We start from the raw sequence: 11174 nt of genomic DNA, 5'->3' as shown, positions 1-11174 counted from the left end.
CGTATGCCGTCTTCTGGCGGCCATTCCCGAAGGCGCCGATGCTCGAAGCGCAGCACGGCGCGGCCCTCGTGCATCAGCAGCATCTGGCCGATGCCCTCGCCCGGCACCTGCGCCTGCACCAGGGGGTATTCACCCACCGGCGCATACCGCGCCAGCAGCGCGGCGAGCGAGGCCGTGTCGTGGCAGTAGCGCGCCTTCTCCAGCGGCAGGCGCAGCGCATGCAGTCGGTCGGCCACCCGGTTGGGGTCGGCCCATTTCACCACCACCGGGTAGCGCGCCAGGGCGGGCACGCGTTGCGCGGCCTGGGCATCGGCCACGGGCCAGCTCTGTGGCACCGCGATGCCCAGCGCCGCGGCGGTGCGGTACACCGAGGCCTTGTCGAGCACACGCGCAAGGCGAGGCTCGTCGGCCATCATCAGCGTGATCCCGGGCAGGGCCTCGCGGTGACGGTTCAGCCAGGCGATGTCGCTCTCGGACACCGCGAAGCAGTGTCGCGCGCCGTGTCGCGTGGCGAGTTCGCGCAGCAGCGCCAGCAATGCCGGGTCACGCGCGCCGTGGCAGTGTCCCGAGGCCAGGCCGCGGGCGTGCAGGCCCACCGCGCGCGACGAGCGGGCGATGCCGTGCACCGCCACGCCATGGCCGGCGAGCTCGCGCACCAGGGCCAGCCCGATCGGCGTGTCGATGCCCAGCAGCAGCACCGCGCGGGCCGGCCGGGTGCTGTCGCCTGAGCGCATCTCGGCCACCCGCGCGTCCGACCCGGTGTCGAGGGTCACCCGCCTCAGCATCCCGGGCATCCGATGTCGGCCAGCCGGTTCGCGATCATGCGGGGCCAGGCCAGTCGCGCCGGCACCGACAGGGCTGCCGCCGCGGCGGGCACCGGTCGATCGCCGGCGAGTTCGCCCAGGGTTCCCACCCGGAAGCGGCGCCGCGCGGTGGCCAGGTAGCGGCACAGGGCGCGCAGGCGGCGCTGGCTGGTAGGGTTCGGGCGCAGCTCGCCGGCCGGGTCGCCGCGCGCGAACTCGTGGCAGTGGGTGAGCAGCACCACCGCCGGCGCGCCCGCCTGGTGGGCGCGCTCGAGCAGGAACCGGGTCTCGGCGAAGGAGGCGCCGGCCACGGTCAGGCACTTGGCGCGCGGCCGTCCGGGCAGGGCGTGCTCGGCATAGCTGAGCACCGGCAACTCGAGCACGCCGCCGATCCGGTGGATCCCGGCATCGAGCCGCAGCGCCGGGTCACGCGGCTCGAACAGCCCGCGCCCGACATTGGATGCGATGCTCAGCCCGCAGGCCGCCATCGCCTGATAGACCGAGCGATCGGCCCGCAGGTTGCCGGTGCGCAGCGCCACCGGCGGCGGCAGTCCCCAGCGTGCAAAGGCCGCCTGACCGCGCCGGATCCAGGCGATCAGCTCGGCCGGCGAGCGGCCGTCGGCGTCGTCGTTCGGGCGGCCATCGGCCAGGCGCGCGCGCCAGGCCGGCGCATCGAACCAGGTCCACACCGGATGCAGGTGGAGCTGGGCGTCATGTCCACGGGCGGCGATCTCGGCGGCGATCGCACCCATCGGCCCGTCGCCGAACCAGGCGGTCTGCAGGGTCTCGATGAAGAAGGTGGCGCGCAGACCGTGGTCCTCGAGGGTGTCGAGCACGAAGCCCAGCCCGGCCTGGCCCTCCCGCGTGGGGCAGCGCACGCTGCGCGCGCCCACCGGGCGGCGCCGGTCCGGGTCGCGGAACGCGCCGCCGATGGTGAATTCGGTGTCGATGGTGAGGAAGACCCGGGTGTTCATGGGCTGCCGGTCGCGCGAGGGATGGGCGGCCAGTAGGCCAAGTGCCGGATCGCCGGGCATTGCGCCGGATCAACCGGCCGTCGCTTCGATCAGCCACAGTGCCGTTGGCAACGCCGGGCCGTGAGAAATGCAACTCGCGGCGCCGAAGCGCTGCGCTAGAGTCCGCCGACCCGGTCCGCCTGCCTCCCGATGTCCGAGCTCCTTCACGAACTGCTCTTCGCCACTGCGCAACGCCTGCCCGGCGCCCCTGCCCTCACCTGCGGCCGGCGCGAGCTCGACTACGCCGGTCTGGCCGCGGCAGTGCGCGGGTTTGCGGGCGCGCTGAGCGGCGTGGGTGTGCAGCGCCACGAGCGGGTGGCGGTGTGGCTCGACAAGCGCCAGGAGACGGTGGTGGCGCTCTTTGGCGCGGCCGCGGCCGGCGCGGTGTTCGTGCCGGTGAATCCGGTGCTGCGTGCCGAGCAGGCCGAGCATGTGCTGGCCGACTGCAATGTCCGGCTGCTGGTCACCACCGCCGAGCGCTGGCGCTCGCTGCGCGCGCGGCTGGCCGGTCTGCCCGATCTGCGCATGGTGGTGCTCACCGGCGCCGCGGCGGCCGAGCTTGCGCCAGCCGAGATTGCACCAGCCGAGACCGGGCCCGACCGCGCGCCGGTGGTGCTCGCCCTGACCGCGTTCCTCTCGCACCCGCCCGGCGCGCCGCATCGTGTGATCGATGCCGACATGGCGGCCATCCTGTACACCTCTGGCAGCACCGGCCGACCCAAGGGCGTGGTGCTCTCGCACCGCAACCTGGTGGCCGGCGCGCGCAGCGTCGCGGCGTATCTGGGCAACGGGCCGCACGACCGGCTGCTCGCGGTGCTGCCGCTGTCCTTCGATTACGGCCTGTCGCAGCTCACCACCGCGTTTGCCACCGGCGCCTCGGTGGTGCTGCACAACTACCTGCTGCCGGGCGACCTGCTGCGGACGCTCGGCCGCGAACGCATCACCGGGCTGGCCGCGGTGCCGCCGCTGTGGATCCAGCTGGCCGCGCTGCCCTGGTCGACCGAGTCGGCGGCCCACCTGCGCTACTTCACCAACTCGGGCGGCGCCATGCCTGGCACGACCCTGGCCGCGCTGCGTGCGCGCATGCCCGCTGCCGAGCCTTTCCTCATGTACGGTCTCACCGAGGCCTTCCGCTCCACCTATCTGCCCCCGGCCGAGGTCGACCGCCGACCGGACTCCATCGGCAAGGCCATCCCCAACGCCGAGATCCGGGTGGTGCGCGAGGACGGCAGCGAGTGCGCGCCCCATGAGCCCGGTGAGCTGGTGCACCGCGGTGCGCTGGTCGCGATGGGCTACTGGAACGATCCGGCGCGCACCGCCGAGCGCTTCCGGCCACTGCCCGGCCAGCATCCTGAACTGGTGCTGCCCGAGATGGCGGTCTGGTCGGGCGACACCGTGCGCCGCGACGAGGACGGCTTCCTGTACTTCGTCGGCCGTCGTGACGAGATGATCAAGACCTCGGGCTACCGGGTGAGCCCCACCGAGATCGAGGAGGTGCTCTACCGCAGCGGTCTGGTCGCCGAGGCCGCCGCCTTCGGCGTGGACCATCCGGTGCTCGGCCAGGCGGTGGTGGTGGTGGCGCAGCCCGCCTCGGGGCTGGCGCCGGATGCTGCGGCGCTGATCCAGGTCTGCCGGGATGCGTTGCCGGCCTACATGGTGCCGGCGCAGATCGACTGGCAGGCCGAGTCCCTGCCACGCAATGGCAACGGCAAGATCGATCGCCGGTTGCTCGGCGAGCAGCGCGCCGGCCTGTTCGCGCAGGCGGCATGAGCGGCATCGTCTTCGCCCAGCACGCCACGGTCGACGCCTTCCAGCGCCTCGGCGCGGAGCTCGCCATCGGCGCGCTGCCGGTGTCGCGCCTGGTCGAGCGGGTGGGGGGCACGCCCTTCTACGCCTACCACCGCCGCGCCATCATCGACCGGGTGGCCGCCCTGCGCGGCGCGCTGCCCGCGGCGCTGCACCTGCACTACGCGATCAAGGCCAACCCCATGCCGGCGGTGGTGCACCTGCTCGCCGGCCTGGTCGACGGCCTCGATGTGGCCTCGGCTGCCGAGCTGCGCACCGCGCTCGACACCGGCACCGATCCGGCCAGCATCAGCTTTGCCGGCCCCGGCAAGACCGCGGCCGAGATCGCGCAGGCCGTGGCCGCCGGCGTCACGCTCAACCTCGAGTCCGAGAGTCAGCTCGATCAGGCCCTGGCGGCCGGCGAGCGCCTGGGCCTTGCGCCGCAGCTCGCGCTGCGGGTGAACCCCGCCTTCGAGCTGAAGGCAGCCGGCATGCGCATGGGCGGCGGACCGCGTCCCTTCGGCATCGACGAGGAGCGCGTGCCCGCGGCCATCGCCCGCATTCGCGCGGCCGGCCTGCGCCTGCGCGGCCTGCATGTCTACAGCGGCTCGCAGAACCTGAACGCGGCCGCGCTGATCGAGTCGCAGCAGCGCGTTGTGGCGCTGGCCGAGCGGCTGTGCGCCGGCGCGCCTGACGGCATGGACTGGCTCAATCTCGGCGGTGGTTTCGGCGTGCCCTATTTCCCCGGCGAGAAGCCGCTCGAGCTCGCCCCGATCGGCGAGGCGCTGAGCGCGCTGGTCGCGCGGGCCCGCGATGCGCTCGGGGTGCCGCTGGTGCTCGAGCTCGGTCGCTACCTGGTGGCCGAGGCCGGCGTCTATGTCTGCCGGGTGCTCGATCGCAAGGTCTCGCATGGCCAGGTCTTTCTGGTGACCGACGGCGGCCTGCACCACCACCTGGCCGCCTCCGGCAACTTCGGCCAGGTGCTGCGCAAGAACTACCCGGTGGCCATCGCCAACCGCCTCGACGCCGCGCATACCGAGGTGCAGAGCGTGGTCGGGCCGCTGTGCACCCCGCTCGACCTGCTCGCCGATCGCATGGCGCTGCCCAGCGCCGGACCGGGCGATCTGGTGGCGGTGTTCCGCTCCGGCGCCTACGGCCCGAGCGCGAGCCCGGCCGCCTTCCTCTCCCATCCGCCGGCGCGCGAGGTGCTGGTATGAACGGTGCGGGCATGTCGATGCCCTGGCTGGAAGCCTGCCTCGACACCGGAACGCCCGCCCGTTTCTCGACGGGGGGGCTGCAGTCCTTCAGCCATGAGGAGCCAGGCGGCGAAGGCCTGCGGGTGGCCGGCTTCGGCCGGCTGCGCTTTCGCGAGCCCGAGCTTGCCGGTCTGGCCCGCATCCGCGGCGAGGGCGCAGCGCTGCTGGCGGCGTGGCGGCGCCACGGCGAGGCGCTGCCCGGGCAGATCTCTGGCGAGCATGCTGCGCTGCTTTGGGATCCTCGCGAGCGTCGCGGCGTGGCGCTGGTCGACCGCTTTGGCAGCCTGCCGCTCTACTGGGGCCGACGTGGCAGCCGTGTGGCGCTGGCCAGCCGGCCGGCCCGGGTGTGCGCGCTGCTCGGCCTGCCGGTGGAGCTCGACCCGGCCGCGCTGCATGCCTATGCGCATTTCCATGTCATCCCCGCGCCGCTGTCGATCCATCGGTCGGTGTCGCGTCTCGACATCGGCCAGATGCTGGTGATCGAGCGCGGCTCGGCGCGGGTGCTCACCCACTGGCAGCCGAGCTTCCAGGAGGAAGAACCCTTCGACTTCGTGCGTGAGCGCCAGGCCTTTCTCAGCGCGCTGCGCGAGGGCGTGGCCGAGTGCACGGCCGATGTGCCGCGCGGCCGGCTGGGCTGCTTCCTGTCGGGCGGCACCGACAGCTCGACCATCGCCGGTCTGGCCTGCGAGGTGCGCGGCGAGCCGGTGAAGACCTTCGCGATCGGCTTCGATGTCTCCGCCTATGACGAGCGGCGCTACTCGCGGCTTGCGGCCGCGCACTTCGGCACCGACCACACCGAGCATGTGCTCAGCGTGGCCGAAACCGAGGCCGCGATCGACCGCCTGGCCCGTGCCAGCGAGCAGCCCTTCGGCAATGCCTCGGCCGTGCCGACACTGGTCTGCGCGCAGATCGCGCGGCAGGCCGGCGTCATGCGCCTGCTCGGCGGTGACGGTGGCGACGAGCTCTATGGCGGCAACGAGCGCTATGCCACGCAGTGGCTGTTCTCGCTCTACGAGCGGCTGCCGGCCGGGGCACGCCGCCACCTGCTCGAGCCGCTGCTCTTCGGGCCGCTCGGGCTGATGCAGGCCTGGCCGGTGCGCAAGGCGCGCAGCTATGTCGAGCAGGCCCGCCTGCCGCTGCCCGACCGTCTGGGGGCACGCTACAACCTGCTCAACCTCTTCGGGGCCGATGCGGTGCTCGGCGATCTGGTGCTTGCCGCGGGTTTCCAGCCGCTCACGCTCGAGCGCGAGGTCTGGTCGCGCAGTCAGGCCGGCACGCAGCTCAATCGGCTGCTTGCCTACGATTTCAAGTTCACCCTCGGCGACAACGATCTGCCCAAGGTCACCCGCATGTGCCACGCGGCGGGCGTGGAGGTGGCCTTTCCGATGCTCACCGAGCCCGTGGCGGCGCACTCGCTGCGGCTGGCTCCGGGCGAGAAGCTCAAGCGTCGCCAGTTGCGCCACTTCTTCCGCCAGGCGCTGCGCGGCTTCCTGCCCGACGAGATCCTCGACAAGCCCAAGCATGGATTCGGCATGCCCTTCGGCGAATGGCTGCTCGGCCAGCCCCGGCTGTCGGAGCGTGCGATCGATGCCCTGCTCGGGCTGGAGGACCGCGGTGTGCTGCGCGCGGGCTTCGGCCACGAGGTGCACCGCGCGGTGCGGCTGGGCCATGCCGGCTACTACGGCACGCTGGTGTGGGTGATGATGACCCTGGAGCTGTGGCTGCGCGCACAGGCGGGCACCGAGGGCATGGTCACCCGACCGGCGCCCGAGCCGGCGCTGGGCTGAACCGCCATGCTGCGACTGGTCACCTCGCTTGCCTCGCCGGCCGGCCCGCGGGCGCGGCTCACCGCCTTCATCTTCCATCGGGTGCTGCCCGAGCCCGACCCGCTGCAGCCCGAGCTGCCCGATGTCGCCGGCTTCGAGCAGTCGCTCGACTGGATCGGCGCGCAGTTCCGGGTGCTCGATCCTCGGCTCGCCTGCGAGCGGCTGGTCGCCGGCGGCCTGCCGGCGCGCGCGGCGATCCTCACCTTCGACGATGGCTACCGCGACAACGCCGAACTGGTCGCGCCGATCCTGCATCGGCGCGGCTGGCCCGCGGCCTTCTTCGTGGCCACCGGCTTCCTCGAGGGGCGGGTCATGTTCAACGACCGGATCATCGAGGCGCTGCGCGCCACCCGTGCGGCTGAGATCGTGCCAGCGGCGATCGGGCTCGACGCTGCGCCGGCGCTGCCGCTCGACGGACTGCCGGCGCGACGCGAGGCCATCGCGCGTCTGATCTCGGCGATCAAGCACCTGCCCGCGCCGCGGCGCGAGGCCGCGGTGGCGCGCCTGGAGGACTGTCTTGGCGCTGGCGCCACGCGCAGCCCGATGATGGACGCCGCGCAGGTGGCCGGCCTGCAGGCTGCCGGCATGACCCTGGGCGGCCACACCCGACACCATCCCATCCTTGCGATGCTGGAGCCGGGGCAGGCCCAGGAAGAGATCGCCGGCGGCTTCGATGACCTGCGCGCAATCAGCGGCGAGTCGCCGGCGCTCTTCGCCTACCCGAACGGGCGTTTCGGGCCGGACTGGCAGGCCCCGCACATGAGCATGGTGCGACGCGCGGGATTCGCCTATGCGTTCAGCACCGACCCGGGTGCCGCCGACCGCCGCAGCCCGGCGCTGGCGCTGCCGCGCTTCACGCCCTGGGACCGGTCACGGCTGCGCTTCCAGGCGCGCGCCTGGGGCAATCTCCTCACCCGTCCACTGGCTGCCTGAGCGATGGCGATCCGCGACATCGTCCTGATGCTGCTGCTGCTGGGTGGCCTGCCGGTGGCGCTGCGCTTTCCCTTCTTCGGCATCTGCGTCTATGCCTGGCTGGGTCTGATGAATCCGCACCGGCTGTCCTGGGGCTTCGCGTATGACTTTCCGTGGGCACAGGTCTACGGCATCGTCGCGCTGGTCTCGCTCGCCTGGGAGCGCGACCGACGCCTGCTTGCCTCGGTGGCGCGCTTTCGCATCCTCATTGCCTTCCTTGCCTGGATGGCGGTCACCTCGCTGATGGCGCTGGAGCCCGCTCGTGCGTCGGTGCGCATCGTCGAGGTGCTCAAGATCTATCTCATGGCGATCGCCACCCTGAGCGTGCTCACCACCGAGCGGCGGGTGCGCATCTTCCTCAGCGTGGCCGTGCTGTCGGTGGCCTTCTTCGGCATCAAGGGCGGCCTGTTCACCGTGCTCGGTGGTGGCAACTTCCGGGTCTGGGGCCCGCCGGGCAGCGTGATCGAGGACAACAACCAGCTCGCGGTGGCGCTCACCATGACCGTGCCGCTGATGGTCTGGATGCTGAAGGTCTATCCGGCAATCTGGGCGCGTGCTGCCCTGGTCGGTGCGATCGGCCTGGTGATCGTGGCCATCCTGGGCACGCACTCGCGCGGCGCGCTGCTGGCACTGGTGGCCATGGGGCTGCTGCTGATCGTCAAGAGCGAGCGCAAGGTGGCTTTCGCGATGGTGTTCCTGATCGGCGCGGTGCTCGCGGTGATGTTCATGCCGGAGCACTTCTGGGACCGCATGGCCAGCATCGGCAACTACGAGCGCGACAAGTCGGCCTACGGCCGCTTCAACGCCTGGCAGACCGCGCTGCGCATCGCCGATGCGCGCCTGACCGGCGGCGGCTTCGACTATGCCGGTGTGCGGGCCTTTGCCGCCTATGCTCCCGATCCCACCGATGTGAAGAGCGCGCACAGCATCTACTTCCAGGCGCTGGGCGAGCACGGCTGGCCTGGCCTCGTGCTCTTCCTCGCCTTCTGGGGCGGGGTCTGGCTGGCGCTGCGTGCGGCGATCCGCCGCCACCGCGCCGATCCGGCGGGCGGCGCACGGGTGGCGCTCGCGGCGATGATCCAGGTCTCGCTCGCCGGCTTCCTGGTGGGGGGGGCCTTCGTGAACATCGGCTACTGGGACTTCCCGTTCTACCTTGCGGCGGTGGCTTTCGCGCTGGCCGCCCTGCCGGTGGGTGCGCCGGCGTCCGCCCCGGCCGTCGTACAGGCCAGGCCTGGCATTCGCCGTCCGGTCAGCCCCATGCCGGTGGCCATGACCCGGAGGATGCATGGTCCCCGCTGAGCCGGCCCTCGGGGTCTGCGGCGTCTGTGCCGGGCCGATGGGCGAGGCTTTCATCGCCCGCGAGCAGCACCTCGGTCTGGGCGATGCCTTCCGCTACGCGGCCTGTGCGGACTGCGGCACCGTGCAGCTGATCGATCCGCCCGCGTCCTTCGACCGCTACTACCCCTCGGGCTACTACTCCTACGAGGTCGATGCGCTCGCGGCGCGCATCGCCGCCGAGCCCTGGCGCACCCGGCTGGCCCGGCGCTGGGTCGGCGCGGCGATGCTGCGCGGCGGGCGCGCGGCGCGGCTGGCGCGTCGCTGGCGACCCTGGCTGACCGAGGACTTCCCGGCCTGGCTGGAGGGCGAGGGCGCGCGTCTCGGTCTGCGTCGCGATGTCCGGGTGCTTGACGTCGGCTGCGGTGCCGGTGCCCACCTGCTGCAGCTCGCCTCCTATGGCTTCGAGCGGCTCGAGGGCGTCGATGCCTTCCTGGCCGGCGACATCCGCCACCCGGGCGGCGTGTTCATCCGCCGTGGCGAATTGCCCGCCGTGTCCGGCCGCTTCGACCTGGTGATGTTCCACCACTCCCTCGAGCACATGCCCGAGCCGGTGGCGGCGCTGCGCGCGGCGCATCGTCTTCTCGCGCCGGGTGGCCGCCTGCTGGTGCGCATCCCGGTGCTTGGCGAGGCCTGGCGACGCTACCGCGAGGACTGGGTCCAGCTCGATGCGCCGCGACACCGCTTTCTCTTTCCGCGCGAGGCCTTCCTGCGCGCGGCAGCCGGCGCCGGCTTCGAGCCGCTGTCGGTGCGTTGCGATTCCGGCGCCTTCCAGTTCTGGGGCAGTGAGCAGTATCGTCTGGGCATCGCGCTGAACTCCCCGCGGTCCTGGCAGCGCGATCCGCTCGCCTCGCCCTTCTCGCCTGCGCAGGTACACGACTGGGCGGCGCAGGCCGAGCAGCTCAATGCCGCGCTGGAGGGCGACCAGGCCTGCTTCCTGCTGCGCCGGGTCGATGAGGAAAGGAATGCCGCATGAGGATCCGCCGTGAAGGGTTCGTCGCCGGCCTGCTGCTCTGCCTGCCGCTCGCCGCCGACCCGGTGAGTGCGGCGCTGCCGCCGCAGTACCAGAACGCCAGGGACCTCGATGCGCTGGTCGCCTTCGTGAAGGCGCATCACCGGGTGATCGCCTCGCTGGAGGGCATCGACCTGAGCGAGCAGCGGGTGCGCTTCGGCAATGGCTGCGAGGCGCGCTTCGAGCGAGCGCCGCTGCCGCCGGGCATGGTCGGGCCTGCGCGCCCGCTCACGCTGCAGTCGGCGAACTGTCCGCTGGACTGACCGGCGCCGGCGACCGCCCCGACCGCGACTGGCGCGTCGGCCTCAGGCCCGCAGCCGCGTCTGGGCGCGGCCGAGCACCGGGCGGGCCAGGCGCGCCCAGCCGGGATGGAAGCGCGCGCTGTACTCCAGGTGTTTTTCAAGGTTGAGCGCGAGCAGCGCCGCGCGCACTGCCGGCTCGCGCGGAAAGCGCGGCAGCGACAGCAGCCAGCGGCTCATCGCGCCCACCGGCAGCAGCCGCTCCAGACGCGAGGTGGCGTCTTCGCGCACCATCTCCACATAGCGTGCGGTGGGGGTCTTGTCGCGCACCATGAGCACCGCGGGCACCTCGGCGTGGCCGCCCTCGCAGAGCGTGGCCGCCGAGAATCCCCAGTCCCAGGCGTGAAAGCTGCGCGACGGAAAGGCGCGCCGCGCGACCGCGGTGCGGAACACCCCGTACATGCGGCTGTTGTCGCCCGGGGCGGCGAAGAATCGCCGCAGGTTGGCCGCTGGCGTGCCGGTGAGCTCGGCGGTGCCGGTGGCCAGGCCGATCGCCCGGCCCTCGCGCTCGAAAGCCACCTGGCTCACCGCGCCGACCAGACCGGGGTGGGCGCGCAGCTCGGCCAGGCAGGCGCTGGCAAAGCCGGGCAGCCAGCGGTCGTCACCGGCGGCCCACATGAAGAACTCGGTGTCGGCCCGGGCCAGCAGCCAGCCGAAATTCCCGTAGCGCAGGTTCACCGGCTGGCGGGTGTAGGTTACCCGGTCGTCGGTGGCGGCCAGCGCCCGGCCGACCGCCTCGGTGTCGTCGCGCGAGCCGTCGTCGGAGATCAGCACGCGCAGGTCGGCATGGTCCTGCGCGAGCAATGAGCCGACCGCCTGCGCCAGCGTGCGGGCGTTGTTGTAGGCGGGCACACCGATGGTGAGGCGGCTCAT

Annotated in this window: 10 protein-coding genes; 7 read left to right on the top strand and 3 right to left on the bottom strand. The window is 72.5% G+C overall.

The annotated features are described in order from the left end of the window. Positions 1–785 (bottom strand): hypothetical protein (locus tag AC2H6A_RS06045; protein ID WP_484272246.1); only part of this gene is annotated, 785 nt, incomplete at its 3' end. Beyond that, positions 779–1837 carry a polysaccharide deacetylase family protein gene (locus tag AC2H6A_RS06040; RefSeq protein ID WP_484272245.1) on the bottom strand — a complete coding sequence of 353 codons (1059 nt, stop codon included), beginning with the start codon at positions 1835–1837 and terminating at the stop codon, positions 779–781. The genes AC2H6A_RS06045 and AC2H6A_RS06040, both read right to left, overlap by 7 nt. Before the next feature lie 129 nt (positions 1838–1966). Between AC2H6A_RS06040 and AC2H6A_RS06035 the strand changes: the two genes are divergently transcribed. Genes AC2H6A_RS06035 through AC2H6A_RS06005 form a run of 7 tightly spaced genes read left to right on the top strand, consistent with a single transcriptional unit; the run spans position 1967 to position 10265 of the window. Continuing rightward, on the top strand, positions 1967–3586 hold the full coding sequence (locus AC2H6A_RS06035; protein WP_484272244.1) for an acyl-CoA ligase (AMP-forming), exosortase A system-associated: 1620 nt from the start codon (positions 1967–1969) through the stop codon (positions 3584–3586). Beyond that, positions 3583–4818 (top strand): pyridoxal-dependent decarboxylase, exosortase A system-associated, encoded by a 1236-nt coding sequence (locus AC2H6A_RS06030; RefSeq protein ID WP_484272243.1) that lies wholly within the window; start codon positions 3583–3585, stop codon positions 4816–4818. Before AC2H6A_RS06035 ends, AC2H6A_RS06030 begins: the two co-directional genes overlap by 4 nt. Before the next feature lie 11 nt (positions 4819–4829). After that, positions 4830–6644 (top strand): asparagine synthetase B family protein, encoded by a 1815-nt coding sequence (locus tag AC2H6A_RS06025; RefSeq protein ID WP_484272242.1) that lies wholly within the window; start codon positions 4830–4832, stop codon positions 6642–6644. 6 nt (positions 6645–6650) lie between these two features. Then, positions 6651–7616 (top strand): polysaccharide deacetylase family protein, encoded by a 966-nt coding sequence (locus tag AC2H6A_RS06020; protein ID WP_484272241.1) that lies wholly within the window; start codon positions 6651–6653, stop codon positions 7614–7616. A gap of 3 nt (positions 7617–7619) precedes the next feature. Further along, positions 7620–8954 (top strand): putative O-glycosylation ligase, exosortase A system-associated, encoded by a 1335-nt coding sequence (locus tag AC2H6A_RS06015; RefSeq protein ID WP_484272240.1) that lies wholly within the window; start codon positions 7620–7622, stop codon positions 8952–8954. After that, positions 8941–9966, top strand: a complete 1026-nt coding sequence (locus AC2H6A_RS06010; protein WP_484272239.1) for a class I SAM-dependent methyltransferase — start codon at positions 8941–8943, stop codon at positions 9964–9966. Before AC2H6A_RS06015 ends, AC2H6A_RS06010 begins: the two co-directional genes overlap by 14 nt. Further along, complete coding sequence (locus AC2H6A_RS06005; RefSeq protein ID WP_484272238.1) at positions 9963–10265, top strand: hypothetical protein; 303 nt, start codon at positions 9963–9965, stop codon at positions 10263–10265. The genes AC2H6A_RS06010 and AC2H6A_RS06005 overlap by 4 nt, the downstream gene beginning before the upstream one ends. 42 nt (positions 10266–10307) lie before the next feature. Here AC2H6A_RS06005 and AC2H6A_RS06000 read toward each other — a convergent pair whose 3' ends face one another. Continuing rightward, positions 10308–11174: a glycosyltransferase family 2 protein gene (locus AC2H6A_RS06000; RefSeq protein WP_484272237.1), complete on the bottom strand. Its 867-nt coding sequence runs from the start codon at positions 11172–11174 to the stop codon at positions 10308–10310.

It is taken from the genome of Quisquiliibacterium sp. (genome assembly GCF_982640115.1).
The sequence above is the reverse complement of the archived record's forward strand: the minus strand, read 5'-3'. Positions and strand labels throughout refer to the sequence as shown.

Excerpts from the sequence above, each read along its gene's own strand:
- AC2H6A_RS06040 (WP_484272245.1), bottom strand. The coding sequence starts at position 1,837 with ATGCCCGGCGATCCGGCACTTGGCCTACTGGCCGCCCATCCCTCGCGC.
- AC2H6A_RS06035 (WP_484272244.1), top strand. The coding sequence starts at position 1,967 with ATGTCCGAGCTCCTTCACGAACTGCTCTTCGCCACTGCGCAACGCCTG.
- AC2H6A_RS06030 (WP_484272243.1), top strand. The coding sequence starts at position 3,583 with ATGAGCGGCATCGTCTTCGCCCAGCACGCCACGGTCGACGCCTTCCAG.
- AC2H6A_RS06025 (WP_484272242.1), top strand. The coding sequence starts at position 4,830 with ATGTCGATGCCCTGGCTGGAAGCCTGCCTCGACACCGGAACGCCCGCC.
- AC2H6A_RS06020 (WP_484272241.1), top strand. The coding sequence starts at position 6,651 with ATGCTGCGACTGGTCACCTCGCTTGCCTCGCCGGCCGGCCCGCGGGCG.
- AC2H6A_RS06015 (WP_484272240.1), top strand. The coding sequence starts at position 7,620 with ATGGCGATCCGCGACATCGTCCTGATGCTGCTGCTGCTGGGTGGCCTG.
- AC2H6A_RS06010 (WP_484272239.1), top strand. The coding sequence starts at position 8,941 with ATGGTCCCCGCTGAGCCGGCCCTCGGGGTCTGCGGCGTCTGTGCCGGG.
- AC2H6A_RS06005 (WP_484272238.1), top strand. The coding sequence starts at position 9,963 with ATGAGGATCCGCCGTGAAGGGTTCGTCGCCGGCCTGCTGCTCTGCCTG.
- AC2H6A_RS06000 (WP_484272237.1), bottom strand. The coding sequence starts at position 11,174 with ATGAGCCGCCTCACCATCGGTGTGCCCGCCTACAACAACGCCCGCACG.